Raw genomic sequence first — 18358 nt, 5'->3', positions numbered from 1 at the left:
GCCTCCTGGGCGGGAAGCGGTGAAACTCAGGGCGAAAGCGGCCGTGGCCAGCAGGGTGGGAATCAATTGCATCGTGTTCTCGTTCAGTGGTGTCGCTGCGGCTGCCTGTGCAGCCACCAAATTCAGTGGGTTCCCATGGCCTGGCGAGCCATCCATTCCTTCAGGGGGCCGCTGCGCTCGAAACCTTTCATGCCCCAGTTGCGCAGCCGCTGCCATGGCCCTTCGGTCCGCGCAAAAAGCTGCTGCAGACTGTCGGTTGCCAGCCCCATGGGCAGCATGTCCGCCTTGCGCTCGCGCTCGTAACCGCGCCAGCAAGCGCAAATCCGCCACGCTGCGCCAGTAGTCGCGTCCCGTGCAGCACCGCGGCCAGGACCTGCGCATCTGCCAGCCCCATGTTCAGCCCTTGTCCTTGCCAGCGGATGCACGTTGTGCGCAGCATCACCGGCGAGTACCCAGCTGCGTGCCTGGCCGCCCTGCATAGGCAGAGCCCCGCACCAGCGGTTGGCGCGCGCCTGCTGCAAGGGCCAGGCCGCACGCTCACCACTCAGTTGCAATGCGCCGAGTGCGCCATGACTGGCATCTTGCAGGCGCTGGGCGAATTCCTGCGGTTCCAGCGCCAGCAACTCGGGCACCCGTTCCTTGATGACAGACCAGACCACTGCCACGGAGTTCCCCTGCGCACCGTCCAGCGGCAAAAAAGCCAGGATGCCGTCGGGGAAAAAACCACTGGCGGGCAACCTGGCCGTGGGGGCGTTTCGCACGTCAGCCGCGTGGCAATGGCGTGCTGTTCGTAGGCCGTCACCTCGAAGTCCACCCCAAACTCGCTGCGGGTGCGGCTGGCCCGGCCTTCGCACACCGCGGTAAGGGCCGCGGGCACTGGCTCTGGCACCACCTCCACTTGCGGCTGGTAGCGCACGGCTTCTGCCAGGCGGGCCTTCCAGCGCTGGGCACATCCACAATCCAGGCCAGTGCGTCCGCGCCCTGGGTGGCGGCGTCAAAGTGCACTGCGCCACCCTGGTCGCCAAACACCAGCATTTGTGTCACTGCCGTGGCATGGGCCGGGTCGGGCCAGCTGCGCAACGACTCGAGCAACTGGCGCGAGGTCGCATTCAGTGCATAGGCTCGCACCATCGCCAGTGGGCGCAACCGCGGGAGCGGGTGCGGCCACCAGGGCTACGCGCAGCCTCTCGCGGGCCAGCAGCAAGGCCAGGGTGCGGCCCACCACGCCGGCGCCACGGATACAGATGTCAAAGGTTTTTGCCATGGGCGGCATTGTAGGAGGGCCCTACGGACCGGAGGAGGGCGGGGCAAAATGGCGCACCCGGCCCTTGCGGCCGCTGTCAGGAGCTTTGCGGCGTGACTTCTTTCCCTGAATCCGATCTGTCGGGCACGATCTCGCGCCTGTTTGTTTACCCGGTCAAATCCTGCGCGGGCGTGGAGGTGCAGGAGGCATTGCTCACCGAAACCGGCCTGGACCTGGACCGTGCCTGGATGGTGGTGGATGCCCAGGGCGTGTTCCTGACCCAGCGCGCCTTGCCCCGCATGGCGCTGATTCGCCCCCAGATCAAGACTTCGGAACTGGTGCTGCGCGCCCCGGGCATGCTGGCGCTGCATTTGGCAGTGGATGCCGTGGAGGGCCGGCCACCGTCACGGTATGGAAGGACACCGTGCCTGCCTGGGACATGGGCCCCCTGGCTGCGCAATGTTCAGCGATTTTCTGGGGCAACCCTGCCGTCTGGTGCGGTTTGGCCCGCACTACCCGCCGTCTGTCGAGCACAGACTGGACCCAGGGGGTCGAGGCGCTCAACCAGTTTTCTGACGGATTTCCCTTGCTGGTGGTCAGCGAGGCATCGTTGGCAGAGCTCAATGCACGCCTGGTGGCCGCCGGGCAGGAGCCCGTGGGCATGGAGCGTTTTCGGCCCAACGTGGTGCTGGCGGGGGGCAGGCGCACGACGAAGACCGCGTGGACATGGTGCGCGTGGCGGTGGGGCAGCAAGAGGTGCACTTGCAGCCCGTCAAGCCTTGCGCGCGCTGCCCCATTCCCAACATCGATCCGGCCACCGCACACAGCAGCCCGGTGGTGGCGGACACCTTGCAGGCCTATCGGCAGGACCCGCGTGTAGGGGGCGCCATCACCTTTGGCATGAACGCCATCGTGCGGCAGGGGGTGGGGCAGGTGCTGCGCGTGGGGCAGCCCATTGGCGCAGATGTGCGTTTCGACTGAACGTCGCGGTGCGCGAAAACCGGGCCAGGCCACAGGCCCGTAAAATCAGTGGTTTGTCTCCAGAACACCAGAAAGCCCTGCCATGAGCCTCCAATGCGGCATCGTGGGCCTGCCCAACGTCGGCAAGTCCACCCTCTTCAACGCCCTGACCAAGGCCGCATCGCCGCCCGAGAACTATCCCTTTTGCACCATGAGCCCAATTGGGCGTGGTGGAGGTGCCCGACCCGCGCCTGCAGCAGCTGGCCGAGATCATCCAGCCCGAGCGCATCGTGCCGGCCATCGTCGAATTTGTGGACATCGCAGGCCTGGTGGCCGGTGCCAGCCAGGGCGAAGGCCTGGGCAACCAGTTTCTGGCCCACATCCGTGAAACCGATGCCATCGTGAACGTGGTGCGCTGCTTCGAAGGACGACAACGTGATCCACGTCGCCGGACGCGTTGATCCGATCTCGGACATCGAAGTCATCCAGACCGAGCTGTGCCTGGCCGACATGGGCACCGTGGACAAGCGCTCAACCGCTACACCAAGGCCGCCAAGTCGGGCAACGACAAGATGCCGCCAAGCTGGTGGCGCTGCTCACGCGCATCCAGGCCGCGCTCAACGAAGGCAAGCCCGCCCGCTCGGTGGCAATCACCAAGGAAGAGCAGCCCCTGCTCAAGTTCCTTGTGCCTGATCACCGCCAAGCCCGCCATGTTTGTCGGCAACGTCAGCGAAGACGGCTTTGAAAAACAACCCCTTCCTGGATCGTCTGAAGGAATATGCTGCCAGCCAGAATGCTCCCCGTGGTGGCCATTTGCGCCAAGATGGAAGCAGAAATGGCCGAGATGGGCGACGAAGACCGCGACATGTTCCTGCCGAGATGGCCAGACCGAGCCGGGCCTGGCCCGCCTGATCCGTGGCGCCTTCAAGCTGCTGGGCCTGCAGACTTACTTCACCGCCGGCGTGAAGGAAGTGCGCGCCTGGACCATCCACATTGGAGACACCGCCCCGCAGGCTGCCGGCGTGATCCACGCGCGACTTCGAGCGCGGCTTCATTCGCGCGCAGACCATAGCGTTTGATGATTTCATTGCCTACAAGGGCGAGCAGGGCGCCAAGGATGCCGGCAAGATGCGCGCAGAAGGCAAGGAATACGTGGTGAAAGACGGCGACGTACTGAACTTCCTGTTCCATTAACAGGTTCGCCGAGCAAGACCACAGTTGACTGAAAGCGCCTGTATGGACACACTCACAATGTTTCCATACGGGACTCTCAATGCTCGAAGGCCGTCGATCTACACGCTTCCTATCTTCCGCAACACTAAAGTTGCTGCAGAGCAGGGCTCTCGACACATTCTGGTTGACCACCTGGTTAAGGGCGAACGAGTCAGGTACTGGCGAGAGCTACGCGCCTCGAAGTTGATCAAGTGGGAAACGTTCCCTAAGTTCCCTCTAGTTCTGAACGCCGATGGGTCGCCGTGGGCACCGGCCTGCCTGTGGTTATTAGATAGAGCGCGAGCCAACCCTCTCAAAGCATCTTCGCTGAACCCCCTTGCACAGGGGCTGCGGGCATATTTGAGGTTCCTCGATGAGTAGGGCTTGACTGGGACGATTTCTCTGCGGTGGACAAATATCTTCGTCCCACCTATCTCTATAAGAATCACCTTCAGGATTTGATCAACAGCGGCGCTATAAAGCGCAGTACTGCCAGCGGCCGTATGCAAACGGTGGTGAGTTTCTATCGGTTCCTCAAGGACACCGAAAGGATGGCCTTCTGGCCCCAGAACGCCCCTTGGGTTGACGCAGCCGTTGGTCTTGAGTACCGCGACACCCAGGGCTTCAAACAGGTGAAGGTGGTTCAGTCAACTGACTTATCAATCAAAGTTCCAAAGCGAGACTATGCCTGGGACCGCGGAATTCATGATGGAGGGAACTTGGTACCGCTATCTCAGAATGAGCAAAAGGTGTTGGTCCATGCGCTAAAGAAGCTCGGGAATCGCGAATATGAACTCATGCATCTGATCGCTCTCCTTACAGGCGCCCGGATTCAGACTGTTCTCACACTGCGTTGGGGTGACTTTGCAGTGCCGCCCAGCCAAGTCAACCAGTGGCCGTTTAAGCTCCGATGCGGGCCGGGACCGGTATTGATACCAAGAACAACGCGACTGGCGTGTACCTCGCTGTGCCGCAGGACCTCTATAAATGGCTCCATACCTATGCGGTGTCCGAAAAAGCTCGGGCGAGGCGCGTCAAGTCCGACCATAAGGAGTCTCCTCAAAACTATTTGTTCCTCTCCAATCGGGGTGGCCCATATTACGAGTCGAAGGACGATCTCAACGCAGCGCGTAACTCCCATGAACTGCTGAAGCGCTCGTCCCCGACCGGGCAAAACCTCAGGAGCTTCATGACTGACTACCTCATCCCAGAGGTACGGAAGACTATTCCGAATTTCTCCTTCAAGTTCCATGACCTCAGGGCCTCCTACGGGGTCAACTGGGTTGATGCCGTTTTGCAGGGTGAAGACACCCACCAGCGCTACAACTGGGCTCGGGATCAACTGCGTAAACTCCTGTGGCATGCGAATGCAACCACGACCGATCGCTATCTCCAGTACCGCCAGCACATGCACCAACTTGAACAGGCCGATGTCGACTGGAACTTGCATCTGCTTGAACTGATTCGCTCGGCTTAATCTCGAAAGTGCTTGGCTATTATTTTGCGGCTGTTAGTAGAGTGGACATCGTGCGTGTTCCAGTTGTTCCGGTCAGCAAGTCCGGTAGGTGAATCAACTAGTCTTTGACGGTCCGATAGAACGACTGCTAAATAATCCGTTCACACCGTTCCTTTTTATCGAGTGGGAAGGACGGCGTCGATAGGCAGACAATGGGTCGTTGTTATCATCGAAGACTATCGTGTTGTAGCTTTCCCGTGCTTGCTCGAAGCGGTCCGTAGCCAAGCGCAGGCACTTCGACGAGCCCCGCTATACAAAGGCCGTCCACGGCAAGGAGGGCAGCAGGCGGCGGTTTAGCCGGTCAGTATTCGTCGGCCAATACGCTCGTGGCTATGGATCAATTGCGTTCGGCGATTGCCCGGAGGCAGTTCTTGCCGGAGCCCGTGAATGGTGTTTCAGTGTTCTTGCAACCATCTATCGCGCCGATGTGGGCCAAGTTGGCAGTACGTCCCTATGCGCTTCGCAACGTGTTCGTAGATGGGTTTCTTGGACAAGTTGGGCAGGGCCTCCACATACCTCGCACACCCGCTTTGAAAGCGCCTCTACGTAGGCCAACATCGATGCGTCTGCAGGGTCGAGTCGGAAAAAGCGCAGATTAAGAAATCCCCACTTTTCCCGAGCAAGCAGTGCTACGGGTTGCACGTTGCGTATTCCAGTTGTTCTGGTCGGCAAGTCCAGCAGGTTGATCACGTAGTCCAGAGAACGTGACCACCCCGACGTTGAATGAGTAAAGGTGATAGGTCCGTCGGTGGATAGGCGCGGAATCCCTTCGCTCCCTCTTCTTTCAGCCACCAACAAGTTGAGCGGTGCTAAATGATGGCAAGCACCAAACTTTTTAGGTCTAGTCATCCCCGTTACAATGGTGCGATGCACAACCTGCTGCGACTCTCCCTGCACAGCTCGGGCACTGCCCGATGCACGGAGTTGCCGCGCGGTTTTTTCTGCTCCGTGACACCGCCATAGCGCTGTGTTTCCGGTGGCCCTAGGCACCCTTCTGGCGTGCCTTGCGGTCCTTTATTTCCCTGCACACTTTTTCGCTTTGCCGCTTCAAGCGTTCTTGCCTTTCGGGCTGGACTACGCATTTTGCGTCGGCACGTTAACTGCTTTGCGTGGCGCCTAAACCAATCGGTTCTCGTGGTCGCTGCGCGTCGTCTTTCTATTTTTGCTTCTGCCTATGAATCTCTCCTCAATCCGCCAAACATGGTTTTCTAACATCCGCGGAGACCTCCTCGCGGGCATCGTGGTCGCCCTGGCGCTCATCCCTGAAGCTATAGCGTTTTCGATCATCGCAGGCCTGGACCCCAAAGTCGGCTTGTACGCATCTTTCAGCATCTGCGTGATCATCGCTTTCGTCGGCGGCCGGCCCGGCATGATCTCCGCCGCTACCGGCGCCATGGCGTTGCTCATGGTCACGCTGGTCAAGGAACACGGGCTGCAGTACCTCCTGGCGGCAACGATTCTCACCGGAGTCCTGCAAATCCTGGCAGGAGTATTGAAACTGGGTCTTTTGATGCGCTTTGTGTCGCGCTCAGTCGTCACCGGGTTCGTCAATGCGCTGGCCATCCTGATCTTCCTGGCTCAGTTGCCGGAACTCACCAATGTGGGCTGGCAGGTGTATGCCATGACAGCTGGGGCCTTGCCATCATCTATGGCTTCCCATACATCACCAAAACCGTTCCCTCTCCACTCATCACCATTGTTGTACTGACGGCCATCTCCATGGCAATGGGCATGGACATCCGGACGGTGGGTGATATGGGAGAACTGCCCGACAGCCTGCCGGTGTTTCTGATCCCGGACATCCCGCTGAATTTGGAAACGCTGAGAATTGTTCTTCCCTACTCTGCCGCGCTGGCAGTGGTGGGCTTGCTTGAGTCCATGATGACTGCGGCAATCGTGGATGACCTGACCGATACCCCCAGCAATAAGAACCGCGAATGCATGGGCCAAGGCGTGGCAAACATTGCTACCGGCTTCATTGGCGGCATGGCGGGCTGCGCAATGATCGGTCAATCGGTCATCAACGTGAAATCCGGCGGCCTCACCAGGTTGTCCACACTCTCTGCGGGCATTTTCCTTCTCTTGATGGTGGTGTTCCTCGGCCCATGGGTCAAGCAGATTCCCATGGCAGCGCTAGTGGCCGTGATGATCATGGTGAGCATTGGCACCTTCAGCTGGGACTCGGTGCGCAACCTACGCCAGCACCCGCCGAGCTCATCCATCGTGATGATTGCCACCGTGGTGGTCACCGTGTCTACGCACGACCTGGCCAAGGGTGTGTTTGTGGGTGTGCTGCTGTCGGGCATCTTCTTTGCGCACAAGGTGGGCCGTGTGCTGCGCGTAGACAGCAGCAGCGAAAACGAGGGCCGTGAACGTGTTTACAACGTCGTAGGCCAGGTGTTCTTCGCGTCTTCAGAAACCTTTTTGGGCGCCTTTGACTTCAAGGAAGCGGTACAGAAAGTGCGCATTGACGTGAGCCGCGCCCACTTCTGGGACATCACCGCGGTGAGCGCACTGGACAAGGCCGTTCTCAAGTTCCGCCGCGAGGGCACCGAGGTTGAAGTGATCGGCATGAACGAAGCCAGCGCCACGCTGGTGGACCGTTTTGCCATTCACGACAAGCCCGGCGCTGTCGAAAAACTGATGCACTAACAATCAAGGAGACAACACATATGAACAAGGTATACGCCTGCATTGATGGCATGGCAGCCACCGCCGCCGTGATCGACTGGGCCGCTTGGTCTGCCCTGCGGCTGGATGTGCCGCTGGAGTTTCTCCACGTTTTGGAACGGGACCCTGACCGCTCTGCCGCTACCGACCTGAGCGGGGCCATCGGGTTTGGCGCACAGGAATCCCTGCTGGGCCAAATGAGCGAGATTGATGCCCAACGCGGCAGGCTGGCCCAGGAAGCCGGCCGCCAGATGCTAGCCAAAGCCCAGGAACGGGCGCGCGTCGTCGGTGTGCAATGGGTGGATGCACGCATGCGCCACGGCGAGGTGGTGGATGGCGTTTTAGACATGGAGCCGGATGCGCGGCTGTTTGTGCTGGGCGAGCATTTCCACGCTACCGGTTTTGCCAAGCTGCACCTTGACCACCATGTGGAGCGTGTGGTCCGAGCCGTCAAGCGCCCCGTGCTGGTGGTCACCTCCGAGCACTTTGCCGAGCCTGATCGCTTTGTGGTCGCCTACGATGGCAGCGCCACCGCCCGAAAAATGCTTGAGACTCTGGCTCGCAGCCCCATGCTCAAAGGCATTCCTGCGTTGATCGCCATGGCGGCAGCAGACACACCCGAGTCCCACGTGCAACTGCAGGAGGCCCACAAAGTGCTGACTGAGGCGGGCTTTATCGCCGCCACAGTAATGCTCCAAGGCGAGCCTGAGCAAGTGCTGCCAGAGTTGTTGGAGGCGCAGGGCAACACCCTGCTGGTCATGGGCGCCTACGGCCACTCCCGCATTCGCCAGTTGGTGGTGGGCAGCACCACAACAACGCTGCTGCGTTTAAGCAAAGCACCGGTACTCATCTTGCGCTGACGACCAAACCCGCCGCCCACGGTGTGGGCTGGCACACCACTCAAGGAGGGCTCCGTTTGCATCGTTTTAAAACCTGGTGGTTAGTCTGCGTGGCCGCAGTAGTCGGAAAGCTGCTCTGGGCATCTCTATCTTCAGAAACCTTGTTCGCAGTGATGCAAGAGGACGGATTTGTCGAGTCGCTTACTCTTGGCCTCTATGCGGCAGCGTTTGGGACAGTGGCAATAGCGCCAGGCAGGGGGAGCCGACATTGGACGTCGTCGCGCCTGGCGCTGTTGATCGTTATATTGGGCTTGGCCGCCCGCGAGTGGGATGCGCACATCCGACTCACGGGGTCCAGCGTCTTACGAGTTTCCTACTATCTCAATGGGCCGCTCGCAGTTGAAAAACTGTGGGCGCTGAGCGCAGTGGCTTTGTTTGCGGCAAGCCTGTTGTGCCTTGCGTGGCACTACACCCGCGCACTGCGTCAACAGGCGCGCGGCAACGACGCGATCCGTTCCGCAGTGATTGCATTCATTGCAACCGCGCTGATCGCCAAAGTGCTCGACCGGGCCGTCAACGTCTTGGCGCAAGACTTTGAATTTGTGATACCAGTGACTTTTGCAATGCTGATGTTGTCCATCGAGGAGACGCTTGAGCTTGCTTTGCCATTGATTGTGGTGGCCGCCGTATGGCAACACGCCCGCACTGTATCCCCACGCGTATCTCGCACACGACCGTTGGGAAGCACAGCCCAATCCGGTTGAACGCTTGAAGCATCGGCGTGCTTCTTCTAATATTGACAGCCCAACAGTCCAACTCGCTTGCATCGATCAGTCCCATGTAGTGCCTCACACCTCAGGTCGGCCCCTCCCACGGAGGGTACTTACAAACCCGCCGAGCCATGTCTCGGCCAGGCTTGCACCTGATGTGATACCGCGCCGCCTCGGCGCCCTTTCCGAGGCTGTCAGCTTGTCTCCCATGTAGTGGCCGCTTGGCTTGCGCAAGATCGCGCGGGTCCATACAGCTTGCCTATGAAGGAGTGTTGACATGCGTTTTCGAACGAACTTACAAGCTTTTCTGGAGGGCGCCTACCTTGGGAAGCCAAGGCGAACGCCATGCCAGGCAAAAGGGGGAAGCGATGACCGCAACCTACCTTGAATCCACTGCCTTGATGAATCTTTGGTCTGGCTCCATCGGCTACCTCGGATACCCTTCGCACCCCACAGAGATCCATGCACGCGAAGCTTCACTGCGCGGGTGCGCGGTCGAGGCCACGGTTCTTGGGCCGATGCAGCAATGCGCTATCCCTGTGCTCATTCACGGAGAGGAGCGCGGCATCTTGCCAAGGCACGAATTGCCGGACTGGTTTCATACCGACTGGGGCGGGCATGTCCGCGAGGGGCAACGTCTACTGGTTCGCGTCGTCAACATTCGCTCAGACGGGGTCGCATTGGTTTCCATGCGACCACCTGCGTGATGGCCCGCCGAGGGGCCCGTCCAATGGACATCAGAGCTGAATCGCAGGGCATTTGCATCCGCTGGGGCACCTACTACCTTGCTTACCGTACCTCTATTACGGGTCAATCTGGCGATTTTGGTGCTACGGCTTATCTGGGGTACTACGATGTGGAAGGACGTATGTATGGCTCCGTGTGCTCCCCAACTGTCGCCAGAACTCGATGACCTCTGAAGAATTGATGAACGTGGTCCAGACCTACCGGTATCGCGATGCTGTGTTCGTGATCGTGGACTCACTGCCAATGCCATTTCAGGAGAGCTTCGTGGGGTTCCTCCGTGGATCGGCGGTGCCCGTGGGTGATGGCCTCAATCGATATGCGTTTACTTCCGACTTCGAGCGTTGGCTGGCGACCTGCCCACTAGTGCACAAAGCGCAGCCATGATGCGAAGACTACAACTGGCCGCCATGGTCACCGGGCTGACGTAGGCCAGGTTGGCCGCTGCTCGATATGTGCGTTGCAGCGCGTGCGGTGCCATGGCTCGGTGATCAGCGTGCCCGGTGCGCCACACACTTCGCAGATATGCATCGACAACTTTTCTACGTACACAACCATTGCCGCGTCAGCCGGGTCGAGAGGAAAGAACCGCAGACTGAGGCGGCCCCATTTCTCTCTCGTAACAAGTGCGCGTGCCTGGACGCCCCCAGAGTCAGCCCGCGCCTGCAATTGTTCCAACAGCACTTCGAGCAGTGCTACCCAGCCAGGTCCTCCACACGGGTGGCAATGCGTGTAGATCAAGGGATACTTTGTTTCGAGGTCTGCAACCCTCATAGGGGCTCTCCAACGCTCTCGAAGAAGTGCTCCAACCGATCTCGCTCAGCTGAACGCTGCTCCAACGTCCAGTCAACCTTGTATCCAATCTTCAGCAGCAGGCGGTAGTGTGTTCGCAAGTTGTCCAATCCTCTTTGCTGCAACGGATTGACGGCGCACTCGCACACTGGACAGCTCGACGTCACGCAGGATCTGTCGAAAGTGCCAAACCAATCGCAGCGCGGACAACTAAACGGGTACCCTTTTAGGGCATCTTTGAAAATCATTTCGTTCCTGCTTGGAGATCATTTCGGTACGGCTGGACCCCCCGGAGCCCGCAGCTTGCGGATCACCAAAATTCCTTCCGACTAAGCCGCTCAAAGACAGAAGAGAAGGCTATCAGCGCCTCAGCGTCCCACTCGACAGCATTGGCAGTTGCTGCAACAGATGCACTGTCCTCCTCATGTTCCTGCGCCCTTCGCGCCACTTGCTCAATCAGACTCGTTCGTGGCACAAGTACATACCTCACATCGCAATCCAGCCCGTGAGCAAGCTTGGAGAGGGTTCGTAGCGTAATGCTGCCTTCAGCTTCGGCTATTTCGAGTTTTCTCACGCCCTGGGCGCTGATTCCAATGCGGCACCCCAGCGCGTTGGAACTCATTCCGAAAGCGAGCCTGATCGTTCTGACCCAACCACACCGGGGTGCGCCATCACGGTGGAGCCTCGCGTATTCGCGGAGCTGCGCATCCAACTCTGCCAAGCGGGTGACGTTCAAGCGACTTTTCAAGGGACAAACGGTGAATGCGAGATGAGGCAACACTTAAGTTGCGCGCGATCAGTACGAGCGCAACCCACAGCTTTCCTTCGGCTCGGTCGCAAGCAGCTTGCGCATTGCCACACGGAAAGTTCAGCTATCTTCGCACGCAAGGTCCCTTATGGGACTATTTAGTCCCATAAACTTTTGAACAAACTATGTTGCGCGAGCAGAATTTGGATCATGGCTGCTTCGGCGAGACCGAGCTGACCGCACTGCTGGAAGTCGGAGGGTGGGAAGCGATTCTGCCGAGTGCTCTGAAGGATCGTCAGCTCCTTGCAGTCGCAAATCAGATGCGAGACCTCGTCCTCGACCAGCACGCTGACGCTTCAGGTGGCACTGGGAGCGCCGCGCTCGCGATGACACTGCTGCTCATCGCGGTGACCGAGCCCAAGCGATGGGGCCCCGGCGACCATCTCAACATCGAAATGGAAACCCTGCACGATGTACTGGAACTACTCAGCGCCCGCATCGACCAGGAAATCGTGGACAGAGTGCTACAGCGCCGAAACGAACGGTCAGACGTAACGCTGATTCAGGCGATCAGAGAACTGACTCGGTAGGAAAGCCAACAGCGCCTGGAACGCCACTAGAGGGTGCTATCGGAACTAGCACGGCGAAATCCTTATGGATGGTCTTCAAAATTTCGTTGATCGACTGGCCATCCAGCTCCGAGCAATAGGCTGCGGCAACAAGGGTCAGAGGATGAATTTGCAGGCTTGCAGCAAGACTCTCAATCGCCCGGATGCTTGGCACCTGATGACCCTGCTCAATACGGCCCACGTGCCGCCTGCTGGTGGAGTTGAGCAAGTCCTCCTGGGTCGCGCCACGTGCCGACCTCAGGCGCTTCAAAGCGCGACCAAAATTGGCTTGGATTGGCGCGGTGTGTCGAGTCGGCATTGACTCGATTTCCGCTCAATGAGACTAAAAAGACCACGACCAACTAGTCCCATTTTGGTTGAAATTAGCCTTTTTACCTATGCCTAGCTTATGCGGTTCTTGATCTCATGGTGCACCAAGTCTACCGAGTGCCTAGAAGGGTAGCCGATGCGTAGTTGAGATCGAAAAGCTGATCACCAGTTGATACGTTGACGGACCGGTGTTCAGGGCGCAAGAACAGCATTTGCGGCACCGGTAAACGGGGTGCACCTGAACATCCAGTCCGCTCGTACCAGAGCACCGACTCTGATCATGAACACCCTGTCGCTGTTCACTTTCCACGGAGCGATGCTGCTGCCGGGCAATCGCTCGCACGTTGTGGGTCCGCTGCCTCAAGCTGGCAATGGTGAGGTGATCTGCAGGCTGCAGTGGGTTATGGGGCGAGGAGGCGGTTGGCATCTGCGCATCTTGCAGGTTGGCAGGTATTGCGCTTCACACTTGAAGCCGTCATTCGAGCCCTATCAACATCCCAAATGCAAGATTAATACGCCCTTGCTTCTCATATTTATTTAATATAGAAGATCCATTCGTCTCAATGCACCGAATGCTTGACCTGCTTTTTTGAGTTTTGAGTGCGTGACTAACGCCTGGTTTAATTTAAATGTCAAAAAATCATCGTTGCAGGAATTGAAATGCTCTAGATTTCTTACCAATCGACCCAGTCGTTGACCAATGTGCTTGAATATCTGTACATTTCGAATTAAGTGCCAGTCACTGACTGGCAAGTCATTGAAAATCCATGAATCAACAGCTTCCACAACGAAGATGACCTTTAGCCGACTAGCTAACTTTGACGATCGATCTGTTTTTTGAGCACCCCAATGGAGAGCATTTCGGAGCGACCGAGCCACGGACCGCTTATGGGCAGACTTCGGACCGTTGAGAAAACGCCCAGACGCTTTCACGCAGAGGCGCACGCAGGTCTAACTGATCGTTGGGCGCCACACGCATTCCTTGATCGAACCGCCCGGATTAGCAGGACAGTCGATGCGCAAGCTGTTGGCGAGGGCGCGCAGAAGGAGGACTGATGACCATATCGAGTGGGCTGACGCAGGTGACCAGATGAGAGCGGCCATACGCAGCAAGAAAGAGAAAGCAGGCGAAACCTATGCGGTTGACAGACTGGACCCGAGCAAAAAGGGCCTATTGCGCTGAGCTACACAAGCTTGCATTTCCCTTGATGGGAGAGGCTCCTGAGATTTACGTCCCTGAGCGGACCATTCTGCGCATGTCGGACGGTGCGCAGATGCACGTCTACTTATGGTGTTACCTAGAACGAAAGTTGATGCCCGGCAAGGTTTATGAGTTCAATCCTTCCAGTCTATCTCCCCAGCGCGTTAACGATATGCCTAGGGCCATTGAGCGTTTGTCCAAGCGATTCCGATTTAACAACGCCCGTCCACGAACGGTAACCCAGGCACTGCACTTCTTGGCCAGCATTCTTAACTGGGTCGACGCGCCGAACCACCAAAGGCGATACGAAGCAGTCCTGAGCGACCCCGACCTGGCTCTAGAGGCACTCAAACAGCACCACAGCTATGTCCGGCAACGTATGCAGGCCAATCGCACTGTGAAGCATTTCAGTCAAGGCGCAGCATCGAACCTCGACACTGGTGCCATGAAAATGATGTCCGTAATTCACGAGCGGGAATACGGAGACGCGATTGAACCTGTTCCATTTTTCCATAGCGAAGGTGTAAAGCATCCTAAGTCTGAAAGTGTGGCCAGCTTCATGGCGTGCTTGCAAGGAGTCTTCGACTCGGTTGCGGAGATCGCGTTGGATGCTCAGTTGGGTGACAGAAAAGTTGCACCGCTCGGTGCCCTGCGCTGGGATACAGGTGAGATTGCACACTCGGTAAATATCCCGCCCCAGACTAGTATTGAGCGACTGCTTGAGCTTGGATGTGTCGCTTACGCAGGATTGTGCTTGGGTGATTCGGGGGCCAACCTTGCTTCAATACAGTCCTATGAAGAGCCGGAGGATATGCAAAGGCAATTAGATAACCCAGAAAAAATTAACTTGCGCCACAAGGTCATAAAGTTCCGAGCAGGAGGAAAGGAGATACCGGTCCACCTGACTATTACCACCTTCTCACGGTTACGCTCCTACTTGCGCCTCCGGGAAGCGCTTCGTGTGCGGCTTGACTGTGAGGACATCAGTCCGATGTTCATTCAAACAGCTTATGGATCGCGTGCGCGAACGAAAATGCCGCTACGTATTACTCCACTAGGCTCCAATTTCACTTTTTCATTACGCAGCAAGCTCCGCTTCGTAGGTATCAATTTGCCTGCAGTCACGATGCAGCAGTTGCGTCTTTACAAATCTGGCATAGCTATCAGGGAGCACAGTGCAAAGGTGGCGGCCGAAATGATGGGGCATTCTGTCTGCACGGCGATCCGCAAATACAGCAAGATCTCTGAGGCAGAGTCGCAGTCAGAAATGGCCCCGTTTCTCGCCTCATTGACGTCCGTAGTTCGGAGCCGGTTTGAAGCCGAAAAGCCGATGAGTGGTGCTCCGCTCATCCCCATCGCTACCGGTAGTTGCGCAAACTATGGTCATCCCAAAGCTCTGACGGAAGAGCCGCCGGTACGCCCCGATTGCAAGAAAACCGAGGGTTGCTTCTTTTGCGACAAGTACCACGTCCATGCCGACGAACCGGACAGCATTAAGTTGATGTCGTGTCGGTCGGTGCTAAAGCGCTTAAACCCTGGACCCAGTAGAGCCGGTGCGGCCGAACGTGTCTATGCGGTTGTAATCAGTCGCATTGATGCCCTGCTCAATGAGATGAAACGACTCAATCCTGAAGCGAGTGAGCGGGCTCGGGTAGCAGTTGAGCATGAAGGCAAGCTCAGCCGTTATTGGTCTAGCAAGCTCCAACAGTTGCACTTGCTAGGGCTGCTGTCGCGGCCTTAATCCCGATCCCACAATGTTGGCTAGGTGGGTCTCATCTCTACTGCATTTGTGCTTTTAGCGCCGCTTATTCACGATCGACCATGAGAAGAAAATATCTTCAGACTCGGTGCAGCACTGTTGCGAGGCTGCTTCCTGAGGAGCTCGCCTTTCTGGACACATCGCCCACGAAGGTTTTTACATGATGACAATCCAAGACTATCGATTGTTTCGGGGCGGAGCCATATTTCGATCCTCAAACTGTCGTCACCCGGGACAGTCAGCACCAGCCTTTGAGCCGTTACCGGGACCGAGTGTGGGACGCGAGTTCGATGAATATGGATGGTATGCACTCATCGTGCAAACTCTACTTTTTTGATGCGCAGCCCTTTTCAGTTTCACCTGAATTCAGCAGACCTGAATTGGTTGCAATAATTCGCGAACAACAGAAAGCATTGTTATGGCTACATATTGATACTGGACCCCAAAAGGCTTCGAAGACGACAGTGGCGTCCAATAGCACGCTGACCAAGCTCGCTCAAGGTGCCTACCAACGCGGTGTCACATTATTCGAGTTGTTTTGTGACCCGGAGATACTTTGCGAGGAGTCGGCGGAGCTTAATTCCAACTATGCCCAGTGCGCCAGAGCGCTGCTCAAGACGCTCTGGCGCAATCGCGACTTTCTCAAAATTTTGGTTGAGGTCCGTCAAAAAAAACTAAGCGAGGTGATTCGACTATCAGCCCCCTCAAAGAAGACTAAGAACCAAACACCCATTATTCCTTCCCGAATCTATTGCACAATATTGAGCAGATTATTGGGCAGTTTGGATGAGATCGAGCGTGATCTAGACACGGTGTTGGACGCTTACCGACAGGAGCGGCGTTGCTACTCTGCATGCGCCGGATAATTTGAGCCCAAAAAAGCTGTGCTTGCATCGCGACATCCAGCTCGAAAAAGTCCGCAAGGTTATGAGGAAAAGAGGATGGGAACATGCGAGCCTCCGCGCCTTTATCGCTGGTGACCTCTCCCTCATTCAGTTCAAGTTGATGAACCTTGTAATTGCCTTCAGCGGTATGCGAATCGGAGAGGCGCGGATTCTGCCTTTGAAGGGAGTGCTTGAAGAGGTGGACCACGGAGGGACAGTGCATTATGTGATCAATGGCTATACTCACAAGCTAAATGGAGGCCGCAAGAAGCCTGCCAATTGGGTTACAAGTCGCGAGGGGTATCGGGCAATACTGCTAGGCTGAACGAATATCGTCGGCTGTACTAGACGTGTTCAAGGATTACATCCCCGGAACCGAAGATGACGCATTATTGTTTCTGCACACTAGATAACCCATATAAAAAGGCAGAAGCCCGACGCTCTACAATAGACTGAGCGCAAAAACTGATACCTTCAATATGTCCCATCGTCACGCAGCCCGACATTGATGAACTAAATGCTATGGAGTTGGAGCGAAGTTGGCTGTCCGACGGGATTAAGGTGGGGAGTCCCTGGCCCCTCACCTTCCATCAATACCGCCGTAGCCTGTCGGTATATGCACATCGCTCCGGGATGGTGAGTCTGCCGGCCTTAAAGGGCAGTTGCAGCACATCACCGATGAAATGCGAGCGTATTATAGTGACGGGTTCTGCCGCGCCGTCAACTTGGTTTTCGATAAGAACCACTTCAGCCACGAGTGGGGTGCCGCCAAGGCAGAGTCGAGCTTTCTGGCTTACAGCATGGTCGTGCTGTTCTCGGACGACGACCTTGTTGGGCCTGTTAGCGGCGCGGGCAGAGAGGATTGGAGAAGTGGTATGCAGCCGTTCTCGGCGAAGATACGCTGAAACTCTTTCGTGACGGAAAACTGGCTTACAAAGAGACTGTTTTAGGAGGGTGTACCGCCTTGGGAGCCTGCGATCACACGCCATTGGAGGCCCATCCCCTGGGAATTGGGGCGTGGAAAAAGACTGTTCCCACGGCGGTCGTGTTTGGTAACGCGTCTTGGCATGCTGATCAAGACACAAGAGGCATTGGTCGTCACACTTGGCGAAGGAAGATCAAGGCAGCGTTGAGCAACCGACTCGAGGCCGACCATCTCCGGATGCTTCTCACCGCGCGCCAAAGATTCGTAAGGGCCGAATGAGCGCCAAACTTCAAGTCGATAAGTATTTAGCCGCCCTTGAGCGCTTGAAAGCCCGTAGAGAGCCGATCAACAATGACACCGTTGCTTTAGAGGCTGGGAGCGGAAGGGGTAGCATCAAAAAGTCTAGGCCAGCCTACGCTGGACTAATCACGGCTTATTGAGGCCGCTGCCAAGGAGCAAGCAAGAGAGGGAAGTCACCTCAGATCCCCGTGCCAGCCCTTCGCCAAGCCATAGGCGAAATTACGAGGAGACTGGACCACAGGCTCTCGACCGGGAGCTGTGTCATTGCTGGAAGAGCTCTACGACCTGCGCGCACAAGTCAAACAGATAGAGGAGGAAAACCGACTTTTGAAAACTAGGTAGGTTGGCTCAAGTGCGATAAATCCCAAAATATGAGCCTTTTCACACAACTGGTTCTCCACGAAACCAGAGACGCTTCATTCCTTTTTTGAGTTGGATGCAAGCGTCACGCCGTAGGTCTCAAAATTGGACCTTTGAGTTAACGTCGCAAGCAACGCATGTCAAACATACAAAAGAAAAAACGTCGCGTGAGGGCCAACGCCACAGTTTTCGGGATCCATTAGGCCAAATGGCCGGATCTGGTCATCGGCAGAGCAGTTCTACAAAGCAGCAGAGCAGATTTGGACGAGTGACGGCGTAGATCTGAATGCGTTCGTGTTCCCGCTGATCGTCAACTATGCGCTTTGCGCTGAACTCTGCTTAAAAGCCGCTGAGGGAGGGCTCGGTAGGGGGTGGCTTGACATCGGATGGTCTTGTAAATGCAGCTAAAACAATGTCAACGGCACATGGTCATAACTTGCCAGAAGTGTGTTTGCATCTCTTCAGCCGCCCCACTCAGGGTGCGATTGAATCCGAGT

Annotated in this window: 14 protein-coding genes and 5 pseudogenes; 16 read left to right on the top strand and 3 right to left on the bottom strand. The window is 57.0% G+C overall.

What is annotated here, in order from left to right:
* Positions 1-122 precede the first annotated feature (122 nt).
* Positions 123-1264 (bottom strand): annotated as a pseudogene (locus K226_RS19055) (FAD-dependent monooxygenase).
* A gap of 92 nt (positions 1265-1356) precedes the next feature.
* On the opposite strand from K226_RS19055, the pseudogene K226_RS20445 reads away from it, so the two are divergent.
* The 10 genes and pseudogenes from K226_RS20445 to K226_RS0114810 all read left to right on the top strand — a co-directional run.
* A pseudogene (locus K226_RS20445) lies at positions 1357-1566 on the top strand (MOSC N-terminal beta barrel domain-containing protein); the annotation flags it as partial.
* Positions 1567-1682: 116 nt separating this feature from the next.
* Positions 1683-1970 (top strand): annotated as a pseudogene (locus K226_RS20440) (MOSC domain-containing protein); the annotation flags it as partial.
* Positions 1964-2224 carry a hypothetical protein gene (locus K226_RS20435; RefSeq protein ID WP_369795475.1) on the top strand — a complete coding sequence of 87 codons (261 nt, stop codon included), beginning with the start codon at positions 1964-1966 and terminating at the stop codon, positions 2222-2224. The pseudogene K226_RS20440 and the gene K226_RS20435, both read left to right, overlap by 7 nt.
* Positions 2225-2306: 82 nt before the next feature.
* A pseudogene (ychF, locus tag K226_RS20375) lies at positions 2307-3397 on the top strand (redox-regulated ATPase YchF).
* Positions 3398-4604: 1207 nt separating this feature from the next.
* Entirely contained in the window at positions 4605-4892 is a 288-nt protein-coding gene (locus K226_RS20310; protein ID WP_238324267.1) for a hypothetical protein, read from the top strand.
* 1213 nt (positions 4893-6105) lie between these two features.
* Positions 6106-7583: pseudogene (locus K226_RS19035) on the top strand (SulP family inorganic anion transporter).
* Positions 7584-7603: 20 nt separating this feature from the next.
* A complete protein-coding gene (locus K226_RS0114820) occupies positions 7604-8461 on the top strand; it encodes a universal stress protein (protein ID WP_024815554.1) in 858 nt (285 codons plus the stop codon).
* A 56-nt stretch (positions 8462-8517) separates the two neighbouring features.
* Positions 8518-9204, top strand: a complete 687-nt coding sequence (locus K226_RS0114815) for a hypothetical protein (RefSeq protein WP_155886556.1) — start codon at positions 8518-8520, stop codon at positions 9202-9204.
* Positions 9205-9578: 374 nt separating this feature from the next.
* On the top strand, positions 9579-9917 hold the full coding sequence (locus K226_RS19865) for a hypothetical protein (protein ID WP_155886555.1): 339 nt from the start codon (positions 9579-9581) through the stop codon (positions 9915-9917).
* Between the two features lie 202 nt (positions 9918-10119).
* Positions 10120-10341, top strand: a complete 222-nt coding sequence (locus K226_RS0114810; protein ID WP_024815552.1) for a hypothetical protein — start codon at positions 10120-10122, stop codon at positions 10339-10341.
* Positions 10342-11056: 715 nt separating this feature from the next.
* Here K226_RS0114810 and K226_RS0114805 read toward each other — a convergent pair.
* Positions 11057-11527 carry a helix-turn-helix domain-containing protein gene (locus K226_RS0114805; protein ID WP_255346701.1) on the bottom strand — a complete coding sequence of 157 codons (471 nt, stop codon included), beginning with the start codon at positions 11525-11527 and terminating at the stop codon, positions 11057-11059.
* 152 nt (positions 11528-11679) lie between these two features.
* Between K226_RS0114805 and K226_RS0114800 the strand changes: the two genes are divergently transcribed.
* Complete coding sequence (locus K226_RS0114800; RefSeq protein ID WP_024815550.1) at positions 11680-12084, top strand: hypothetical protein; 405 nt, start codon at positions 11680-11682, stop codon at positions 12082-12084.
* On the opposite strand, the gene K226_RS19600 is transcribed toward K226_RS0114800, so the two are convergent.
* A complete protein-coding gene (locus K226_RS19600; RefSeq protein ID WP_081739428.1) occupies positions 12065-12421 on the bottom strand; it encodes a helix-turn-helix transcriptional regulator in 357 nt (118 codons plus the stop codon). The two genes, K226_RS0114800 and K226_RS19600, sit on opposite strands and share 20 nt — an antisense overlap.
* A 291-nt stretch (positions 12422-12712) precedes the next feature.
* Here K226_RS19600 and K226_RS19860 point away from each other — a divergent pair, with 291 nt between their 5' ends.
* From K226_RS19860 to K226_RS20295, 5 genes are all read left to right on the top strand, one after another.
* The gene (locus K226_RS19860) at positions 12713-12973 is read left to right on the top strand and encodes a hypothetical protein (protein ID WP_155886554.1); all 261 of its coding nucleotides are present in this window, start codon (positions 12713-12715) and stop codon (positions 12971-12973) included.
* A gap of 772 nt (positions 12974-13745) precedes the next feature.
* Entirely contained in the window at positions 13746-15374 is a 1629-nt protein-coding gene (locus K226_RS19030) for a hypothetical protein (RefSeq protein ID WP_238324264.1), read from the top strand.
* A gap of 323 nt (positions 15375-15697) precedes the next feature.
* Positions 15698-16258, top strand: coding sequence for a hypothetical protein (locus K226_RS20305; RefSeq protein ID WP_238324263.1), 561 nt, complete (start codon positions 15698-15700; stop codon positions 16256-16258).
* Between the two features lie 22 nt (positions 16259-16280).
* Positions 16281-16601: a hypothetical protein gene (locus K226_RS20300; RefSeq protein WP_024815549.1), complete on the top strand. Its 321-nt coding sequence runs from the start codon at positions 16281-16283 to the stop codon at positions 16599-16601.
* Positions 16602-16938: 337 nt separating this feature from the next.
* Positions 16939-17181: a hypothetical protein gene (locus tag K226_RS20295; RefSeq protein WP_024815548.1), complete on the top strand. Its 243-nt coding sequence runs from the start codon at positions 16939-16941 to the stop codon at positions 17179-17181.
* Positions 17182-18358: the final 1177 nt, after the last annotated feature.

It is taken from the genome of Acidovorax sp. JHL-3, assembly GCF_000526295.1.
GTDB lineage: Bacteria > Pseudomonadota > Gammaproteobacteria > Burkholderiales > Burkholderiaceae_C > Acidovorax > Acidovorax defluvii.
This window is presented reverse-complemented; position numbering and strand designations above follow the sequence as displayed.

Excerpts from the sequence above, each read along its gene's own strand:
- K226_RS19030 (WP_238324264.1), top strand. The coding sequence starts at position 13,746 with ATGCCCGGCAAGGTTTATGAGTTCAATCCTTCCAGTCTATCTCCCCAG.
- K226_RS19865 (WP_155886555.1), top strand. The coding sequence starts at position 9,579 with ATGACCGCAACCTACCTTGAATCCACTGCCTTGATGAATCTTTGGTCT.
- K226_RS19860 (WP_155886554.1), top strand. The coding sequence starts at position 12,713 with ATGAACACCCTGTCGCTGTTCACTTTCCACGGAGCGATGCTGCTGCCG.
- K226_RS19600 (WP_081739428.1), bottom strand. The coding sequence starts at position 12,421 with ATGCCGACTCGACACACCGCGCCAATCCAAGCCAATTTTGGTCGCGCT.
- K226_RS20305 (WP_238324263.1), top strand. The coding sequence starts at position 15,698 with ATGCACTCATCGTGCAAACTCTACTTTTTTGATGCGCAGCCCTTTTCA.
- K226_RS0114810 (WP_024815552.1), top strand. The coding sequence starts at position 10,120 with ATGACCTCTGAAGAATTGATGAACGTGGTCCAGACCTACCGGTATCGC.
- K226_RS0114800 (WP_024815550.1), top strand. The coding sequence starts at position 11,680 with ATGTTGCGCGAGCAGAATTTGGATCATGGCTGCTTCGGCGAGACCGAG.
- K226_RS0114820 (WP_024815554.1), top strand. The coding sequence starts at position 7,604 with ATGAACAAGGTATACGCCTGCATTGATGGCATGGCAGCCACCGCCGCC.
- K226_RS20310 (WP_238324267.1), top strand. The coding sequence starts at position 4,605 with ATGACTGACTACCTCATCCCAGAGGTACGGAAGACTATTCCGAATTTC.